General features: G+C 65.4%; 19 protein-coding genes. 8 read left to right on the top strand and 11 right to left on the bottom strand.

Annotation, left to right across the window (positions count from 1 at the left end; genetic code table 11):
* Nucleotides 1-36 precede the first annotated feature (36 nt).
* Nucleotides 37-1668 carry a chaperonin GroEL gene (groL, locus tag AC1DW2_RS20630; RefSeq protein WP_477007069.1) on the bottom strand — a complete coding sequence of 544 codons (1632 nt, stop codon included), beginning with the start codon at nucleotides 1666-1668 and terminating at the stop codon, nucleotides 37-39.
* Between the two features lie 108 nt (nucleotides 1669-1776).
* Nucleotides 1777-2073, bottom strand: a complete 297-nt coding sequence (locus tag AC1DW2_RS20625; RefSeq protein ID WP_014491914.1) for a co-chaperone GroES — start codon at nucleotides 2071-2073, stop codon at nucleotides 1777-1779.
* A 329-nt stretch (nucleotides 2074-2402) separates the two neighbouring features.
* Here AC1DW2_RS20625 and AC1DW2_RS20620 point away from each other — a divergent pair, with 329 nt between their 5' ends.
* Nucleotides 2403-2924, top strand: coding sequence for a hypothetical protein (locus AC1DW2_RS20620; protein WP_063985626.1), 522 nt, complete (start codon nucleotides 2403-2405; stop codon nucleotides 2922-2924).
* A gap of 258 nt (nucleotides 2925-3182) precedes the next feature.
* Here the strand turns inward: AC1DW2_RS20620 and AC1DW2_RS20615 are convergent, their stop codons facing one another.
* Nucleotides 3183-3962 carry a protein phosphatase CheZ gene (locus tag AC1DW2_RS20615; protein WP_354120843.1) on the bottom strand — a complete coding sequence of 260 codons (780 nt, stop codon included), beginning with the start codon at nucleotides 3960-3962 and terminating at the stop codon, nucleotides 3183-3185.
* A gap of 314 nt (nucleotides 3963-4276) precedes the next feature.
* Between AC1DW2_RS20615 and AC1DW2_RS20610 the strand changes: the two genes are divergently transcribed.
* Nucleotides 4277-5092: a L,D-transpeptidase gene (locus tag AC1DW2_RS20610; RefSeq protein ID WP_477007068.1), complete on the top strand. Its 816-nt coding sequence runs from the start codon at nucleotides 4277-4279 to the stop codon at nucleotides 5090-5092.
* A 73-nt stretch (nucleotides 5093-5165) separates the two neighbouring features.
* On the opposite strand, the gene AC1DW2_RS20605 is transcribed toward AC1DW2_RS20610, so the two are convergent.
* From AC1DW2_RS20605 to AC1DW2_RS20580, 6 genes are all read right to left on the bottom strand, one after another.
* Nucleotides 5166-6044 (bottom strand): DUF2076 domain-containing protein, encoded by an 879-nt coding sequence (locus AC1DW2_RS20605; protein ID WP_477007067.1) that lies wholly within the window; start codon nucleotides 6042-6044, stop codon nucleotides 5166-5168.
* A gap of 125 nt (nucleotides 6045-6169) precedes the next feature.
* Complete coding sequence (locus AC1DW2_RS20600; RefSeq protein WP_477007066.1) at nucleotides 6170-7015, bottom strand: ChbG/HpnK family deacetylase; 846 nt, start codon at nucleotides 7013-7015, stop codon at nucleotides 6170-6172.
* Nucleotides 7012-8058: a glycosyltransferase family 2 protein gene (locus AC1DW2_RS20595; protein WP_063985621.1), complete on the bottom strand. Its 1047-nt coding sequence runs from the start codon at nucleotides 8056-8058 to the stop codon at nucleotides 7012-7014. Before AC1DW2_RS20595 ends, AC1DW2_RS20600 begins: the two co-directional genes overlap by 4 nt.
* 85 nt (nucleotides 8059-8143) lie before the next feature.
* On the bottom strand, nucleotides 8144-9121 hold the full coding sequence (gene hisG, locus AC1DW2_RS20590; protein ID WP_028153072.1) for an ATP phosphoribosyltransferase: 978 nt from the start codon (nucleotides 9119-9121) through the stop codon (nucleotides 8144-8146).
* 3 nt (nucleotides 9122-9124) lie between these two features.
* Entirely contained in the window at nucleotides 9125-10276 is a 1152-nt protein-coding gene (locus tag AC1DW2_RS20585; protein ID WP_071909510.1) for an ATP phosphoribosyltransferase regulatory subunit, read from the bottom strand.
* Nucleotides 10277-10467: 191 nt separating this feature from the next.
* Nucleotides 10468-10686 carry a hypothetical protein gene (locus tag AC1DW2_RS20580; protein ID WP_225048619.1) on the bottom strand — a complete coding sequence of 73 codons (219 nt, stop codon included), beginning with the start codon at nucleotides 10684-10686 and terminating at the stop codon, nucleotides 10468-10470.
* A 200-nt stretch (nucleotides 10687-10886) separates the two neighbouring features.
* On the opposite strand from AC1DW2_RS20580, the gene AC1DW2_RS20575 reads away from it, so the two are divergent.
* The gene (locus tag AC1DW2_RS20575) at nucleotides 10887-11393 is read left to right on the top strand and encodes a hypothetical protein (RefSeq protein WP_477007065.1); all 507 of its coding nucleotides are present in this window, start codon (nucleotides 10887-10889) and stop codon (nucleotides 11391-11393) included.
* Between the two features lie 10 nt (nucleotides 11394-11403).
* Nucleotides 11404-12414: a helix-turn-helix domain-containing protein gene (locus tag AC1DW2_RS20570; RefSeq protein ID WP_477007064.1), complete on the top strand. Its 1011-nt coding sequence runs from the start codon at nucleotides 11404-11406 to the stop codon at nucleotides 12412-12414.
* Nucleotides 12415-12470: 56 nt separating this feature from the next.
* Here AC1DW2_RS20570 and AC1DW2_RS20565 read toward each other — a convergent pair whose 3' ends face one another.
* A complete protein-coding gene (locus AC1DW2_RS20565) occupies nucleotides 12471-13235 on the bottom strand; it encodes a 16S rRNA (uracil(1498)-N(3))-methyltransferase (protein ID WP_477007063.1) in 765 nt (254 codons plus the stop codon).
* Nucleotides 13236-13446: 211 nt separating this feature from the next.
* On the opposite strand from AC1DW2_RS20565, the gene AC1DW2_RS20560 reads away from it, so the two are divergent.
* Entirely contained in the window at nucleotides 13447-14106 is a 660-nt protein-coding gene (locus AC1DW2_RS20560; protein WP_166344731.1) for a hypothetical protein, read from the top strand.
* On the top strand, nucleotides 14103-15035 hold the full coding sequence (ubiA, locus tag AC1DW2_RS20555) for a 4-hydroxybenzoate octaprenyltransferase (RefSeq protein WP_166083823.1): 933 nt from the start codon (nucleotides 14103-14105) through the stop codon (nucleotides 15033-15035). The genes AC1DW2_RS20560 and ubiA overlap by 4 nt, the downstream gene beginning before the upstream one ends.
* A 113-nt stretch (nucleotides 15036-15148) precedes the next feature.
* Here ubiA and AC1DW2_RS20550 read toward each other — a convergent pair whose 3' ends face one another.
* Nucleotides 15149-15667, bottom strand: coding sequence for a DUF6101 family protein (locus AC1DW2_RS20550; protein WP_166344729.1), 519 nt, complete (start codon nucleotides 15665-15667; stop codon nucleotides 15149-15151).
* 276 nt (nucleotides 15668-15943) lie between these two features.
* On the opposite strand from AC1DW2_RS20550, the gene AC1DW2_RS20545 reads away from it, so the two are divergent.
* Together AC1DW2_RS20545 and AC1DW2_RS20540 are read left to right on the top strand one after the other, a co-directional pair.
* The gene (locus AC1DW2_RS20545; protein ID WP_208084486.1) at nucleotides 15944-17347 is read left to right on the top strand and encodes a TldD/PmbA family protein; all 1404 of its coding nucleotides are present in this window, start codon (nucleotides 15944-15946) and stop codon (nucleotides 17345-17347) included.
* Complete coding sequence (locus AC1DW2_RS20540) at nucleotides 17334-18152, top strand: 3'(2'),5'-bisphosphate nucleotidase CysQ (protein WP_477007062.1); 819 nt, start codon at nucleotides 17334-17336, stop codon at nucleotides 18150-18152. The genes AC1DW2_RS20545 and AC1DW2_RS20540 overlap by 14 nt, the downstream gene beginning before the upstream one ends.
* Nucleotides 18153-18202: the final 50 nt, after the last annotated feature.

The following is an 18202-nucleotide window of genomic DNA, read 5'->3' as shown; positions in this document are numbered from 1 at the left end:
GAGGCGGCCTTCGCAACATTGTAACGGAACGGAGGCTTAGAAGCCGCCCATGCCGCCGCCGCCCGGCATGGCGGGCGGAGCTTCCTTCTTCGGCGTTTCGGCGACCATGGCCTCGGTGGTCACCAGCAGGCCGGCCACGGACGAGGCGTCCTGCAGCGCGGTGCGGACCACCTTGGCGGGATCGATGATGCCCTTCTCGACCATGTCGACATAGTCCTCGTTCTGGGCGTCGAAGCCGAAGGTCTCGGACTTGTTCTCCAGGATCTTGCCGACGACGATCGAGCCTTCCACGCCCGCGTTCTCGGAGATCTGGCGGATCGGGGCTTCCAGCGCCTTCAGCACGATGTTGATACCGGCCTGGACGTCGGCATTGGCGTTGGTGAGACGGCCCACCGCCTTCTTGGCGCGCAGCAACGCGACGCCGCCGCCGGGGACGATGCCTTCCTGCACCGCGGCGCGGGTGGCGTTGAGCGCGTCCTCGACGCGGTCCTTCTTCTCCTTGACCTCGATCTCGGTCGCGCCGCCGACGCGGATCACCGCGACGCCGCCGGCGAGCTTGGCGAGGCGCTCCTGGAGCTTCTCACGGTCGTAGTCTGAGGTGGTCTCCTCGATCTGGGCCTTGATCTGGCCGACGCGGGCCTCGATCTCCGGCTTCTTGCCGGCGCCCTTGACGATCGTGGTGTTCTCCTTGTCGATCACGACCTTGCCGGCACGACCGAGCATCTTCACCGTGACGTTCTCGAGCTTCATGCCGAGGTCCTCGGAGATGAGCTGGYCGCCGGTGAGGATCGCGAGGTCCTCGAGCATGGCCTTGCGGCGGTCGCCGAAGCCCGGCGCCTTGACGGCGGCGACCTTCAGGCCGCCACGGAGGCGGTTGACGACCAGGGTGGCCAGCGCCTCGCCCTCGACGTCCTCGGCGATGATGACGAGCGGCTTGCCCGACTGCACCACGGCTTCCAGCACCGGCAGCATGGCCTGAAGGCCGGACAGCTTCTTCTCGTGCAGGAGGATGTAGGCGTCCTCGAGCTCGGCGGTCATCTTCTCGGCGTTGGTGACGAAGTAGGGCGACAGATAGCCGCGGTCGAACTTCATGCCCTCGACGATATCGACCTCGGTGTCGAGCGACTTGTTCTCCTCGACGGTGATGACGCCCTCGTTGCCGACCTTCTGCATCGCCTGGGCGATCATCTTGCCGATGGCGGCATCGCCGTTGGCCGAGATGGTGCCGACCTGGGCGACCTCGGAGGAGGCGGCGACCGGCTTGGCGCGCTTTTCAATGTCCTTGATCACCGCTGCAACCGCGATGTCGATGCCGCGCTTGAGGTCCATCGGGTTCATGCCGGCGGCAACCGCCTTGGCGCCTTCGCGCACGATGGCCTGGGCCAGCACGGTCGCGGTGGTGGTGCCGTCGCCGGCGAGGTCGTTGGTCTTGGAGGCGACCTCACGCAGCATCTGGGCGCCCATGTTCTCGAACTTGTCCTCGAGCTCGATCTCCTTGGCGACGGTGACGCCGTCCTTGGTGATGCGGGGCGCGCCGAAGCTCTTCTCGATGACGACGTTGCGGCCCTTCGGACCGAGCGTCACCTTGACGGCGTTGGCGAGAATGTCGACGCCGCGCAGCATGCGTTCGCGCGCGTCTCCGGAAAACTTGACGTCTTTGGCAGCCATTTCTTCAATCCCTCGTGTTTCGTGATGTGTTTGCCGCTTGCGGAATGACCGAATGCCCGGATCGCGCGATCCGGGCATGACATTCAGCGGCTGTTCAGGCTGACGGCCTTAGGCCATGACGCCCATGATGTCCGACTCCTTCATGATCAGGAGCTCTTCGTTGTCGATCTTGACCTCGGTGCCCGACCACTTGCCGAACAGCACGCGGTCGCCGACCTTGAGGTCGATCGGGATCAGCTTGCCGGCCTCGTCGCGGCCGCCGGGGCCGACGGCGACGACCTCGCCCTGGGACGGCTTTTCCTTGGCGGTGTCCGGAATGATGATGCCGCCCTTGGTCTTTTCCTCGGCGTCGATACGTTTGACCACGACACGGTCATGCAGCGGACGAAATTTGGATTTAGCCATGACGTTTCCCTTTGGAGGCTCGCTTCGGAAGGAATGGAAGTGGGTAGGGGCGGCGTCCGTCCACCCTCTTGCCGAGGATCGAACGGCGCGCTTAGCAATCGGGCTTTCCGAGTGCTAATAGTGCGCCCGGAAATATGGCTTGGCCGCGATCCTGTCAAGCAAGGGTGGTTAAGCGATTGGTGAGGCGGATATAGGATCGTGTCTAGAGAAACTTATTGGTCGCGCTGGCGTATAAAGGACGTCATTGCTCCGACAGCGGTTTTGCGCTTGGCTGCAGGAGGGATGYGGTCGGGGTCTCATTTGGGGGACGGTTTGCTCGGGGGAATGTCATGATCAGGTCAGCTCACGCACGCACGGTTGCCAATCTGGCGGCCGCCTCTTGCCTGGCGCTGCTGCTTGGCGCCTGCGGCGGCGGTATGAGCCTGCCGTCGTTCTCGTCGTCTTCGCCGCCGCCCGAGGCCGAGCCCGGCACCGGCCCGGAAATGCCGGCGAGCATCCGCGCCGACGAGATCGTCGGCCGCTGGGGTCTCGCCTCGTTCCAGAACCCGGCCGACCGCGCCCGCACCGAGGCCGCGGCCCGGGCGCAGTGCAAGAATCCCTACGTGATCACCGCCGGTTCCTCCGGCGGCGTGATCATGCATCTCGCCGACCAGGCGACGCCGCAGGAGCTGCGGCTGAAGGGCTCGCCCAGCGGCAAGAACTACATCGGCCCGGCGGGTCCCACCCCCGGCGAGCAGGACCGCGAGATCGTCTCCTTCGACGGCCGCGTCCTGATCACCCGCTTCATCGACAAGGACGCCGCCACCCGTTACGGCAACATGGTCTACGTCCGCTGCGCGCCAAGGGCGTAGTCTCTCCTTCGTCATGCCCCGGCTTGCCGCCTTCGCTGAAGCTTCGGCGAGCCGAGCGCTCGTCTGGGCCTCGGCGTAGCCTTGGCGGAGCCGGGACCGGGGCATCCAGTACGCCGCGGCCTCTCGGCTCAATCACCGCCGCCTCTGGAATAATGGATCGCCCGGTCAAGGCCGGGCGATGACAGTGGAGGGGATGGCCCCACAAACAAAAACGCCGGCTCTCGCCGGCGTTTTGTTTTTCCGTAATGCCGCGCCCGATCAGTCGAACAGCGCGTCGATGTCGTCCTGCGAGGCGTGGCCGACGTCGCCGGCGAGCTTGGGGCCGTTGAGGAGCTTTTCGTCGTCGCTGCGGGTGTCGGCCGGCGCGGGCACATGAGCCTTGATCGCGTCGACGCCGCCCCAGATCTCCATCATCGCATTGATATGCTGCTCGATGAACTTCATCGTGGTCATGACCTTGCTGATGCGCTGGCCGGTCAGGTCCTGGAAGTTGCAGGCTTCGAAGATCGAGATGACGCGTTCCTGGATGTCGTCGGCGAGCCGCTTCTGCTGGTCGGCCGATTGCACCTTGGACATCGCGCTAGCCGCCTGGTCGATCGATTCGGCGGCTTCGAGGATCTGCTGGGTCGCCTGCTCGGTGCCGCCGACGACCGCGCCGAGCTCGCCATTGACCTTGGCCATCTCGCCGCCGTCGAAGCTCTTGCCGTGCAGCGTCGCGATCTCGCGCTTGGTGCGGTCGATGGCGTCGTGGATGAGGTCGAGCTCGACCTTCAGCTTCTCGCACTGCTCGATCTGCGCCCGGTAAGTATCGAGCATGGTACGAGCTTCAGAGAGCTCGTGGGCGGTGGAAGCGTCGATCGCCGCCATGGCCGCGCTGCCGGACAAGGGCACGGTGCCCTTCGCCATCTGTGCGCGGATCGCACGCAGCTCCGCCATGATCTCGCTATGCATCGGCGCAGCCTCCTCAATCATTTCGGGGCTGGGCATCTCGCCGACAATAGCCTCCTCGACACGAAAACGTTTGCGGTGAATAGCCATCAGGAACTCCCCCCACCTCACTCACGCGTCTTTGTAGACAGAAGCAATTTAACACGAGGTTCACAGCGGGAACTGTTGCGCGGCCACACGCGACGGCGCGAAAAGAAGCGATTAACCATGGGCCTGCGGCGTTCATGGAAAATAAACGCTGATCGCCAAATTGCACCCTCGCTCGCGACGTGGTGAATCGAAACGGCTGATACGTTTACCAAACAAAACGGCTTTTGCTCTTTATTGACCACGTCGCGGTCGCCGGTCAGCCATCGGCTCTGCACGACGCATGGGATCTAGACGAAACAGTACAGAGTACGTCGATGTTCAAGAAAATGTCTGTCGCGCTGCTCGGCAGCGCTTGCACCTTCATTGCCGGCGCGAACAGCGCCAGCGCCTTCGACAATAGTGTGCCGAACGATCCGCCCGCGGTGCTCTACCAGCCGCAGGTGCAGCCGGCGCCGGTGCGTGTCGCCTCCAATGCGAATATGGGCGGCGGCTTCATCGAGTTCCTGTTCGGTGAAGGTCCCGGCCGCGGCCCGGCCTACGCGCCGCAGCAGCCGGTTTATCAGCAGCAGCCCGGCTATTACGACCAGCGCCGCCTGCCACCGATGGGCGAGCCGCAGATGCAGGGTGGATATCAGCAAGGCGCAGGTCTCCAGCAGGAGGCGGTCGATCCGCGCCAGCGTCCGTTCGATCCGAGATTCGAGAAGCAATCCGTCGACTATAGCGGCAAGGAAACTGCCGGCACCATCGTGGTCGATACGCCGAACAAGTTCCTCTATCTCGTCGAGGGCAACGGCCGGGCGATGCGCTACGGCATCGGCGTCGGCCGTCCCGGCTTCACTTGGTCCGGTGTGAAGTCGATCACGGCCAAGCGCGAATGGCCGGACTGGACGCCGCCGGCGGAAATGATCGCGCGCCGGCCCGACCTGCCGCGGCACATGGAAGGCGGCCCGGAAAATCCGCTCGGCGCGCGGGCGATGTATCTGGGCTCGACGCTCTATCGTATCCACGGCTCCAACGAGCCCTGGACCATCGGCACCAACGTCTCCTCAGGCTGCATCCGCATGCGCAACGAGGACGTCATCGACCTCTATGGCCGCGTCAATGTCGGCACCAAGGTCGTGGTGATGTGATCGCCTGACGCTCGACATGAAAACGGCCGCCTTCCGGGCGGCCGTTTTTGTTTGTCGCGCTGATCGGGCAGCCTCACGCGTAATCGCTGCCGCCATCGTCTCCGCCGCCGAAATCGCTGTCGTCGTCGGCTACGTCCATATTGCCGTTGTCGTGGTCGTTGTCGTCGTAGTTCTGATCGTTGTTGTTGTTGTCCCGGTCGTTCGACGCCTGGTCGGTGAAGCCCTGGCGGGAACCGTCGTCGCGGTCGCGGTTGGAGCCGATGTCGTTGAGACCGGCATCGCGCGAGAGCGAGCCTCCGGACTGGTCGCTACCGCCCCAGGGGCTTCCACCGGCGCTGCGGTCACCGCTCAAGGCGTTGGTGTCGCCGAAGGCCTGCTGGTGCGATCCGCCCATCATGCCGCGGATGCTGGAGAGCAGCAGCGAGCCGCCGACGACGCCGGCGGCGGCTGCCGCCGCGGTGCCGAGGAACGAGCCGCCGCCACCGCCCATCGGCGGTGCGCCATAACCCTGACCCGGAGCTTGGCCTGGAGCTTGACCTGGGCCTTGGCCGTAGGCCTGTCCATAAGGAGGCGGCGCGCCGTAACCGGGCTGTGCCTGCGGCATCGCCTGACCGGTGTTCCAGACCGGCCGCGCGTCACGCGGCGGCACGTTCGGAACCGAGCCGCGCGAGGGGCCTCCGCCGAACAGCGAGTCGCGCATGGTATCGAGGAAGCCGCCGGACTGCGCCTGCTCGGGCGCATGGGCCGCTTCCAGCTCCTGGATGCGGTTATGGGCGCGCTTCAGCGCTTCGTCCTGCAACAGCGTGGTCTGCACCAGCGCGTAGACCGCGCCGGGCGCCTTGCGCAGCCCGTCGGAGATCGCGGTGATCGCGTCGGGATCGCGCGGTGCGTTTTCCAGTTTCGAAAGCCGGTCGAAAAGCTCGTCGACGAGCTGGCGTTCCTGAGGCGTCATGATCAGTCTCCCTCGCTCAAACCAAGCGCGAGGCAGATGTAGGGTTCCATTGTGGCCCCAACAGTGCCCGCCGGATTAAATTTCGGTATGCGACAAGCTGCCCGGCGGCTTGCTTTCCGCCGGTTTCACCCCAGCGTGACGCCGCTGTCGGCCAGCAGGCGCGCAAACCCATCGCCCGAGAGATAAGCATGCTCGCGTTCGCGGACGTCGGTCATCGGATCGAGGCCGGTGAGGACATCGTCGACGAAGCCGGGGTGGCACATCACAAGGCCGCCATCGGGGAGGCCTTCCAGAAACTGCCGCATCAACGCGCCGAAATCGGCCTCGCGCGTAAAATCATAGGCGCCGGCGAAGCCGGGATTGAAGCCGAGGCCGGCGCTGGCGGCGCGGCGGCGGAATTGTGCGCTCAGGATATCGAGCACCATGGCTTTTGGTGAGGCCAGCCGCTGCACAAGCGGCAGGTCGCGCCCGCCCTGGCGGACCCAGGCCTTCGGTGCGGCTTCGCTGACCGCATCGACAAAGCCGTCGCGCACCTGCGGATAGAGCTGCACATGCTGATGGCCGTCGACGAAGTCAGGCGCGCGCCCGAACGCTTCCGCGAACGCCGCCAGCTGCGCCCTGACCTCATTGCGAAAGAATTCGCGGTCGAGCCGGCGTGCAAGGCCGGCGCGCAGCAGTTTCGGGAACGGCATGAACATGTCGCCGTCCAGCGGTCGGAAATGCATGGTGAGCGGCCGGAACGGCGCCGACAAGGTCACGTGCAGGCCGATCGCGCAGCGCGGGCTCGCTTTCGCGGCCGTCTGGAGCGCCTCGATCTCGCCGCGCTCGATCGCCGGTCCCACCATCATCACCGAGGTGGCATTGAGACGGCCGCGTTCGATCAGGTCGCGGATGGCGCGATTGACGCCCGGGCTGATGCCGTAATCGTCGGCGCAGAGCCAGATCCGCCGCAGGCCCGCGGCCGCGCTCATTCGGCGGCCGTCCTCTTCGAGGCGTCGTCGGCCTTCCCGGTCTCGAAATGCTTTTCGCTGTGCTCGGCGACGAAGTAGATCGGGCGCGCCTTCAGCTCGGACAGGATCTTGCCGATATATTCGCCGACGATGCCGATCATGATGAGCTGCACGCCGCCGATGGTCATCAGGCCGATCACGAGCGAGGGATAGCCGGGCACCTGCTTGCCCGTGGTCCAGACCTCCCAGAGGATCGAGAGGCCGAACAGGAAGGCGCCGCCGGCGAGGATCACGCCGAGCAGGCTGGCGAAACGCAGCGGTGCCACCGAGAACGAGGTCACCCCTTCGATCGAAAGACCGAGCAGGCGCGCGGCGCTGAAGGTCGTCACGCCATGGGTGCGCGGCGCGGGCTCGTAATCGACGCGGATCTGGCGGAAGCCGATCCAGCTCGCGAGGCCCTTGAAGAAGCGGTTGCGCTCCGGCAGCTGCCTGAGCGCTGCGACCGCGCGCGGCGACAGCAGGCGGAAGTCGCCGGCGTCTTCAGGGATCTTCTGGCGCGCGCCCCAATTGATCAGCGAATAGAACCCGCGCACGGCGACGCGGCGCAGGAAGGGCTCGTTGTCGCGATGCGCCTTGGCGGTATAGACGACGTCATAGCCGTCCTCGATCCAGTGCCGCACCAGCTGCTCGACCAGGGCCGGCGGATGCTGACCGTCGCCGTCCATGAACATCACGGCGCCGAGCCGGGCATGGTCGAGGCCGGCCATCAGCGCGGCTTCCTTGCCGAAATTGCGCGACAGCGACACCACCTGGACGTCGACCGCGTCGGCCGGCAGCGACCGGGCGATCGAGAGCGTCGCGTCCGCGCTGCCGTCGTCGACATAGACGACTTCGCAACGCAAGCGATAGCGCTGCTGCAAGGTCTTGGCGAGATCGCAGATGCGTTGGTGCAGGGCGGCGAGGCCCGCCGCCTCGTTGTAGACGGGGACGACAATCGACAGCCCCTTCGCGGCGGCACTGGCCGCGGTGGTCGTCATGCCGGAAACGTCAGAGCCCAGCGTCATTGATCAAGGTTCCAGAGGCGTCCATGGTTCTCAACAGCATATGGTAGCTGCCGTTTGCTGTCGCTACGCTGAACGGACCTGAGGCTCACTGCCGCAGGAATGCCTCGAGCTTGGCGAACAGCGGGTTCTCCCGGTCGAACACATAGTCGAGCGAAACCACCGAGACGGTCTCGGCGCCATGCTCGCGCAGGAAGCTCGCCAGCGCATAGAGCTGACCCGGCGGACAGTGCAGCGTCAGCATGCCCGACGAGGTCGGCCCGCCGAACGGGGCTTCGACGCCGAAGCGCTCGTGGGCTTCGCCGAGCAAGGCGGCGTCGCATTGCTGGAAGCGGGTGCGGACCTCGCGGTATTTGTTGGCCCGCGCCCTTGCTGCGATGTGATCGAGGATGACGCGCGCGGTCTCCCGCGCCTGCGGCGACCAGTCGGCATCCCTAGAGGCGACCAGATTGGCCTGGCTGCGCAGGATCACGCCGTCGTCGAGCACCCGCAAGCCGTTGGCAGCGAGCGTCGCGCCGGTCGTGGTGATGTCGACGATCAGCTCGGCGCTGCCGGCCGCCGGCGCGCCTTCGGTCGCGCCCGCGCTTTCGACGATGCGGTAGTCGGTGATGCCGTGGCTCTGGAAGAAGGTGCGGGTGAGGTTGATGAACTTGGTCGCGACCCGCATCCGCATGTGATGCTGCTCGCGGAAGCCGGTGGTGACGTCGTCGAGGTCGGCCATGGTGCGGACGTCGATCCATGCCTGCGGCACCGCGACGACGACGTCGGCATAGCCGAAGCCGAGCCCGTCGATCAGGGAGACGCGCTTGTCGGCATCCGCGATGTTCTCGCGCACCAGGTCTTCGCCGGTGACGCCGAGATGCGCAAAGCCGCGCGACAATTGCGAAGCGATTTCGCTCGCCGAGAGATAGGCGACCTCGACATTGTCGAGGCCCGCGAGCGTGCCGCGATAGTCGCGCGCGCCGCCGGCCTTCGACAGCTTGAGCCCGGCGCGGGCGAAGAACGCCTCGGTGTTTTCCTGCAGGCGGCCCTTGGAGGGAACGGCCAGGACGAATGGCGCGCTCATGACTTAAGCTCCCACCTTGCGGCCGATCCGGGTCAGCGCGTCGACCCAGACCGAGAAGCCGACCGCGGGGATCGGCTCGGCCGATCCGAGCTGGGTCATCAGCCCGTCATAGCGGCCGCCGGCGACCAGCGGCTCGGCGCCGTTGCCCCTGTGATGCAGCTCGAATTCGAAGCCGGTGTAATAGTCGAGGCCACGTCCGAACGCGGTCGAAAAGCGCGTCTGCTTCACGTCGATGCCGCGCGCGGCCATGAAGCCGACCCGGCTTTCGAACTGGTCGACGGCAGCGCTGAGGTCGAGCTTGGCGTCCGTGGTGAGCGCGCGGAGCTCGGCGACGGCATCGTCGGGATTGCCTGCGATCGACAGGAAGCGCTTGAGCACGGCGATCGCCTCGCGCGGCAGCGCGCCGCCCTTCAGCGTCGACTGCTCGAGGAAACGGTCGGCGATCTCGGCCGTGGTGCGGCCCCCGACATTGGTGGTGCCGGCAATCGACATCAGATCGGTGACGAAGGCGAGCGCCGCCTTGCGGTCGGAGCCGGCGAGCGCGGCCAGCACACCCTCATATTCGCTGCGGGTCGCGGTGGTCGCGGCCGCCAGCTTCTCCAGATCTTTTTCCAGGCTGATCTTGCGGTTGAAATCTTTGACCAGGCGGCGGCGCCAGACCGGATAGAGGTCGAGCGCATCGAGCAAGGCGTTGAACAGCGCCACGTCGCCCGTCCGAATCTCGACATCGCGGACACCGAAGGCGGCGGTCGCTTCCAGCGCCAGCGCCAGCATCTCGGCGTCGGCCGCGGCGCGGTCCTGGCGGCCGAACGATTCGATGCCGGCCTGAAGAAACTCGCTGGCCTGCCCGCTGCGGTAGCGGAATACCGGGCCGAGATAGCTGAACCCGGCCGGCTGGCCGGCGCGGCTCGAGGTGAGGTAGTCGCGGGCGACGGGAATGGTCAGGTCCGGGCGCAGGCAGAGCTCCTCGCCGGACAGGTCCGTCGTCAGATACAGGCTCTTGCGGATGTCCTCGCCGGAGAGGTCCAGGAACGGCTCGGCCGGTTGCAGGATCGCGGGCTCGGACCTGACATAGCCGGCCTGCGCGAACGACAAGAGCAGCGTATCCGCCCAGGCGGCGGAGCCGGCAGCATTTGAGGTGGCAGTCGCGGTCATAACAGGGTCCATCGTCCCGGTGGAACCGGGCAGGGCGAGGGGGAGGCGAATTGGCGCAGGCCTTAGCATGGCGCGAAAGCGGTTTCGACCTCCAAAGGATCAATCGCTTAACGGCTTTGGAGGCGGGACGCAGCGATCTGCCAGAAGGTATTTGAGGTATTTTAATACCTAGAGCGGGAGGGGCCTGGTTTTCACTCAGTCTGGCCAGGGAGATCTCTGGGCGCATCGCCAAGCGATGCATCGGTCGAGGCGAAGGCAAGCCCTGCGGTTTCGGACGCGGCGTGATCTGCGAGCTCCTCGGCAAGCTCGAGAATTCTCTGCCTCCTGCTCGGGTCCCTTATGCCGAGAAATGCCTTGATGAGCCCGAGCTCCTCGCGTCGCCGCCTGTCCGATGCAACATCGTCGTCCATGGCCATGTCGTCCTGCGCGACAGCCTCATTGCCCGTCGCTGATTCCTGTCCGGGCATGCGACTCAATGCAGCAACCGCAAGCTCAACGTCACATTGAGAAATTGAGGAGGACAGGCAAGTCGTCGCATACTCATATTGGGTATGGCGGATGACCCGTTCGCTGCTGCCTTCGCTTACAATGTGAATGTTGGTTTCGATTCATGCGCAATGCATCAGATGCTATCCGGACGGTCTCGCGGCACACGCTGGCCTATATGTTGTTTTCGATCAGCGAGCTGTTCCGGCACTACGACGAATTCGATCCGCTGGACCTGCTGATCGTTCATGCGATTCTCAACGCGAACGTCATCAATGTGATGAACGATCCGTCGCTGGACGAGAGATTTTCCAGCATTCACGCGGTCGAGCCGGATGCGATCAAGCAAGGGGTGTCCCGCGCGGCGCTGTCTCGCTTCCTCAGCCTGCCGCTCGAGACGGTTCGCCGTCGCGTGACGGGACTTAAAAGACGAAAGATTCTCGCCGAAACCAAGGCCGGGCTCATCGTGACCGAGCAGAACGTATTCAGGTTTGGAAACAATCACGAACTGCAGAAGACTAATATGCTGCTGCTCACAAAACTGCTTCGCGATCTCAAGCGCGCCGGCATCAACGGGCCGGATGATCTGCGTGCCCCCAAGGGCGCTGCATCGACAAGGAAGGCGAAGTAAGCGGCAGGATATGGATCAAAGCCTTCTCGATACTGCTCGCGATGGAACGCAAAGAACAGCATTAGACGGCTTGCTGTCGTTCCAGGGTCTCAAGCCATCCGCGGCTCTCGAGCTCCGATCGTACGACATCGATCATTTCGGAGAGAGTGAGAGATATGTCGGCGCATCCAGCATGCCGCTGTCGGCGGGGGCGACTGCAATCAAGCGTGCCCAGCTCAGCCTGCCGGTCCTGACGCTATCTCTGGTGAAGACCTTCCCGCGGATCATCCGCGGTTATGATCTGGCGCACGCCATCGCGGTGGCGGTGCCGATGGACCATGTGACCTCCACCCGCATCAACGGGCAATCAATTGGCAGCTCCATACTCGTTCTCAAGGGGAGATCCGATTGCCTGGTCTATGAGCCGGCGGGGCGTTTGTGGGCTGTCGCCTATTTCAGCCCGCCCGAGCGCGAGCCCTGGTCTCAGCTGGATGACGGCTATCATTTGCTGAGTCCGGCATCGGAAGTACTTGCCTCCCTGCATGGCTCGATTTCCACGACGCTTGAAACCGCGGCACATGATCCAGACTTCCTGAACGAGCCGACGTCGCGAACGGCGGTCGAACAATCCCTGTTCGCCGCAATGGATGCTGCCATTCGGTCCAACGTGAAGCGCGGGCCCATGCACTCCACGACGGACAGCTATCAGCGGATCGTCGCAGAGATGGAACGATTGATCCGCCACGATCTCGCGATCTGGCACAAGACGACCGAACTGGCAGAGCGGGTGGGCGTGTCCGTTCGGACCCTCCAGAGTGCGACGCAGGCCATCTGCGGCATGAGCCCTCATCGCTACAGCCGGATCTTGCGCCTCTGGTCGGTACGAAAGCAGCTGCGCACCGGCCCGGCTCGTCGCAGTGTGAAGGCCTGCGCAATCGGCCATGGCTTCTGGCATCTGAGCGAGTTCGCAGCGAGCTACAGGGCGGCTTTCGGAGAGCTGCCGTCCGAGACCCTGCATCGGTCGAAGCGAGAGGTCATCTAAAGCGCGAACCTGTAGAGCCGCCGCGCGCGAATCGACCTTAGGTTCGCCTGGCTAGGTTAGGTGCCGCCCCAGTCGCCCAGCACCGCCTGCACCAGCGCCAGCGCCGCCACCGCGGCCGTGTCGGCCCGCATGATCCGGGGTCCCAGCGCCAGCCGCAGGATTTTCGGCTGCCGCAGCAGCAGGGCGCGCTCCTCCTCGGCAAAGCCGCCTTCGGGGCCGATCAGCACGTCGATGCCAACGCTGCCTTGGTCATGTCCGGCTTCGCGCGCGTCTTGCAGGCTCTGAATGGGGTTTTGGACCTCCGCCGCCTCGTCGCAGAAGATGAGCAGCCGGTCGGCAGGGCGCTGGCTGAGATACCGGTCCAGCGGCACTGGCTCGGCCACCGTGGCGATGCTGAGGATGCCGCATTGCTCGGCCGCCTCGACCACATTGGCCCGCATTCGCTCGGTGTTGACCCGGGAGGCCTGGGTGAAGCGGGTCAGGACCGGCTGAAGCGTGGCAGCGCCCATTTCGATGGCCTTCTGGACCATGTAGTCCAGCCGGGCATGCTTGAGCGGGGCAAAGACGTAGGTGAGGTCAGCGAGCCGGTCCTGGGGCCGGGCCTGCTGGAGGATGACGAGGCCGTCCGGCCGCTTGCGGCCTTCGATCGCGGCCTGCCACTCGCCGTCGCGGCCGTTGAACGCCAAAACCTCGGCCCCGGCGGCAAGCCGCAGCACATTGCCGAGATAATTGCTCTGGTCGCGGTCGAGCGGAACCCTGGCGTCCTGGGCAAGGGGGACATCGACAAACAGGCGGGGGGCGCGAAAATCGTGGGAGGGCATCGTCCAAAGGTCCAATTTGCCGCCGTTATTAACCGAAAGTCGCCATTTCGGGGGTAAATATTGCCAAATCGGTGCGTCGGCGCGCCGCGCTCTTGCCCTATTCGACGGGTTGTTAAGGGCCGGCGGGAATCGTAAAATCGCGAGCACGCTGGTTGCGCTTCAATTGAGAAGACGCCGCACCCCGTAAGCTCCTGCCGGAGAGACTGCCTTCATGATCCGTCGTTTGATGGTTCCGATCACTGCCGCCATGGTCACCTTGGGTGCCGTGGGCGCCCACGCACAGGGCTTCCCCGCGCCGCTCCCCGGCCAGGCCCCAACCAGTTCCGCGTTTCCGCCCGTGAACGGCTCGGCGCCGAGCGCTTCGGTCGGTGCAGCGCCCCAAGGATCGTTTCCCGTGAACGGCGCCGCACCCGTCGGTGGCGCAGGTGCCTTCAGCGCCGCCCCGCCGACGCAAGGCGGTCCCGGCGAGGACTGCATGAAAACCTTCATGCCGCTGCGCGAGGAAGCCGAGAAGCGCGGCAAGCTGATCAAGGCCGCGAGCGATCGTCACGCGGCGCCGGACGAAGCCTGCAAGCTGATCCGCAATTTCAGCCAGGCTGAGACCAAGATGATCAAGTACATCGAGGTCAACGCCTCGAAGTGCGGGATTCCGGCGCAGGTCAGCGCGCAGATGAAGGACGGCCACAAGAACACCGAGGCCATGGCGACGAAGGTCTGCAACGTCGCGCAGCAGATGCAGAACCAGCCGCGCGGTCCGGCCGGTCCGTCGCTGAGCGAGGTGCTGGGCTCGGGCTCGGCGCCTGAAGCCAATGCTGGCAAGAAGGGCGGCAGCACCTTCGATACGCTCAACGGCAACGTCCTCACCCGATGAGTGATACATCCGCCCGCGTTGCCGATTCCACCGGCAACTGGGTCGATACGCTCGCGCCGCAATGGGCGCGGCCTTATTTGCGCCTGTCGCGCTTCGATCGTCCGATCGGCTCTTGGCTCCTGTTGATGCCGTGCTGGTGGTCGGCGGCGCTCGCTGCCGGCATGGCCCACGACGTCCGCGGCCTGCCGCTCACCATCGTGCTGTTCTTCATCGGCGCCTTCGTCATGCGCGGAGCAGGCTGCACCTGGAACGACATCACCGACCGCGATCTCGACGACAAGGTCGAGCGCACCCGCTCGCGGCCGTTGCCGTCGGGCCAGGTGACGACCAGGCAGGCGCTGGCCTTCATGGTCGCGCAGGCGCTGACCGGTCTCGTGGTGCTGCTGCAATTCAACCGCTTCGCGGTCCTGACCGGCATTGCCTCGCTTTTGATCGTCGCGATCTATCCCTTCATGAAGCGCATCACCTGGTGGCCGCAGATCGTGCTCGGCCTCGCCTTCTCCTGGGGCGCGCTGATGGGATTTGCCGTCACCTTCGGCCGCATCGAATTGACCGCGCTGGTGCTCTATGCGGGATCGATTTCGTGGGTGATCGGCTATGACACGATCTATGCGCACCAGGACGCCGAGGACGACGCGCTGATCGGCATCAAGTCCACCGCGCGGCTGTTCGGCGCGCACACGCACCAGGCGCTTATCCTGTTCTACGGGCTTGCGGTGATGCTGATCGGCGTCGCGCTGGCCTCAGGCGATGCGCGCTGGCCGGCCTGGCTCGGGCTTGCGGCGTTCGCCGTGCATCTGGCCTCGCAGATCGTGCGGCTGGATATCAGCGACCCCTTGCTCTGCAAGCGCCTGTTCTTCTCGAACAAGTATGCGGGCTTCCTGCTGTTTGCGGGATTGCTGGTCGACGCGGTGATGCGGGCGGCGTAGCCCGTAGGGTGGGCAAAGGCGCTCTTGCGCCGTGCCCGCCATCTTCCCGAGATTGAGATCAAAAAGGTGGGCACGCTTTCGCTTTGCCCAACCTACGGCACTGTGCGTGCCGTTCAATTCCTTGCGATGATCTCGCGTTCGCCTTGATGAACCGACAGCTCGCGCGTCATGGCGGTGCGCCGGCGCATCAAGAATTTCGGACGGCGGGCGCGGATCGCGTTGGCGCGGCGACGGCGCGGCGTGGGCTTGCGGGCACCTTCGTCGAGCTGCGGAAGCGCGAACAGCTCGCTCCAGATCGCCCAGGCCTCGGCGAGCTCGTCGCCATCGGTGCTGACCAGCAGCGGAACGGAAAGCGAGGGATCGCGATGCACGAGGACGAGGGTCTGCGCCTCGTCATTGCCGCGCAACGCAACGCCGGTGAAGTCGCTGACGCGGACGTTGATCGCCATCTGCATGCCGCGGACGGCACGGCGCAGCACGACACGCTCGCGATGAAGCTCGATCTGCCTGGTGTATCCGTCGGCGCGCGGATCGTGCGCATCGAAGCGGACCGGAAGAGAAAGAGGGTCGAGCCGCAAGCTGCGGCCCGACCCGGCGGGAGCGATCCCGCTTGTTGCTGTTTGACGCCTCACGGCTTTAGTTCTCCCCGCCGGGATTATGTTCCCGGTCGATGCGAGGACCTTAGCGCGCGCCGTTCCGAAACCACTTAAAAAGGCTGGTTAATCCAGCGTCACCGCCGCTCATGATTGACAAGACCTTGGCACGCATGATTGACGAGACGTTGCGCCGGACTTGCGAATCTGAGCTTTTTGCGGGCTGAAAACGCTTGAAGTCCGTACCAATTGGGCACATCTGGTGTTCAGGGCCGGTATCGCCCCGAAACCTCCCGCCGCAACAGGATTTCGTTTGTGAACCCTTCACCAAGCTCGACGCTTTCGCCCCAGGATTCGTCCAAAGCCAATCGCGACCTGTTCGATCAGACCGCGCTCTCCGATCTCGCGCAGCGGCTGGTCGAGGCGGCCAAGCGCGCCGGTGCGGATGCGGCCGATGCGGTCGCCGTGCGCGGCGTCTCGCAGGGCGTCGAGGTGCGTGACGGGCGCGTCGAGGAATCCGAACGCTCCGAGGGCGACGATGTCGGCCTGCGCGTGCTGGTCGGCCAGCGCCAGGCGGTGGTCTCGACCAACGACGTCAGCGGCGATGCCGTGACCAAGCTTGCCGAGCGCGCGGTGGCGATGGCGCGCGTCGCGCCCGACGACAAATATGTCGGCCTCGCCGATCCCGCGCTGCTCGCGCGCGACTTCCCCGATCTCGATCTGCTCGATCCCGACGTGCCAGCGACCTCCGAGCTCGAGCGCCGCGCGCTCGAAGCCGAGGCCGCCGCGCTCGCCGTGAAGGGCGTGACCAAATCCGGCGGCGCTTCCGCCTCCGCCGGCATGGGCGGCATGGTGCTCGTCACCAGCACCGGCTTCCATGGTTCTTATTTGCGTTCCAGCCAGGGCATTTCGGCGACCGCGATATCGGGCGAAGGCACCGGCATGGAGCGTGACTACGACTTCACCTCGGCGCCGCACGGCGCCGATCTCCTGTCGCCGGAAGTCGTCGGCCGTTCCGCCGGCGAGCGCACCGTGGCGCGTTCCAATCCGCGCAAGGTCGAGACCTGCAAGGTGCCGGTCGTGTTCGATCCGCGCGTTGCGGGCTCGCTGGTCGGCCACGTCGTCGGTGCCATCAACGGCGCCTCGATCGCACGCAAGACCAGCTTCCTGAAGGACAAGCTCGGCCAGCAGCTCTTCGCCAGGAACATCCGCATCATCGACGATCCCCTGCGCAAGCGGGGCCTGCGCTCGCAGACCTTCGATGCCGAAGGCGTCGCGGTGAAGAAGATCGCGCTGGTCGACGAGGGCGTGCTGACGACCTGGCTGCTCGACTGCGCGACCGCGCGCGAGCTCGGCCTCACCACCACCGGCCACGCCCATCGCGGCGTCTCGTCCTCGCCGTCGCCGGGGCCGTACAATCTGCATCTCGAACCGGGCACGCCGACCCCGGCCGAGCTGATCGCCGACATCAAGCAGGGCTTCTACGTCACCGACCTGATCGGCTCCGGCGTCAACGGCGTCACCGGCGATTACAGCCGCGGCGCCTCCGGCTTCTGGATCGAGAATGGCGAGCTGACCTATCCCGTCAGCGAAGTCACGATCGCGGGCCATCTGTTCGAGATCTTCAAGTCGATGCAGCCGGCGAACAATCTCGAGTTCCGCTACGGCATCAATGCGCCGACGGTGCGCATCGAGGGTTTGACGCTTGGCGGACGCTGACGCGCATGCAACAGACGAAACCATCCTGACGCGCGACGCGGCGCTGTTGCAGGACGCGGTGCGGGAGGCAGGCAGCCTCGCGCAGTCGATGTTCCGCACCGAATTGAGGAAGTGGACCAAGGGCGCGTCCTCGCCGGTGTCGGAAGCCGACATTGCCGTCAACGATTTGCTCGAAGCGCGCCTGCGCTCGGCGACGCCCGACTACGGCTGGCTGTCCGAGGAGAGCGCCGACGACGAGGTGCGGCTGTCGCGGCGGCGGACCTGGGTGGTCGATCCCATCGACGGCACCCGCAATTATCTCGGCGGCCATGACGAATGGTGCGTCAGCGTCGCGCTGGTCGAGGATGCCTCGCCGGTGCTGGCTGCGGTGTTCGCGCCCGCGACCGACGAGTTCTACTTCGCGGCCCGCGGGCAGGGCACGACGCTCAACGGCAAGGCCGTGCGGGCGGCGTCCGGATCCGCGCTCGACTTCTCCCGCGTCGCCGGCCCGAAGCCGATGGTCGAGCGGCTCAATAGTGCTGGCGGCGACATCAAGCTGCATCCGCGAATCGGTTCGCTCGCGCTGCGCCTGTGCCGGGTTGCCGATGGCGTGCTGGATGCGGCTTTTGCCGGGGGCAACAGCCATGATTGGGACCTTGCGGCGGCCGATTTGATCGTGCAGGAAGCGGATGGTAGGATGAGCGACCTCTCCGGAGATCCCATCCTCTATAACCGCCGGGAAGTCACGCACGGGGTGCTGGTGGCAGCTGGTCGCGATCGTCATGCGGGCATCGTCGCGCATTTTCGAAATCGACCCTTGCCCTGAGTGCGTCCGCCGTGCTTCTCGAACACTGCTTTGCCGGGCAGCCCGTTAGG

This window comes from Bradyrhizobium sp. P3_C3 (assembly GCF_056402655.1).
This window is presented reverse-complemented; position numbering and strand designations above follow the sequence as displayed.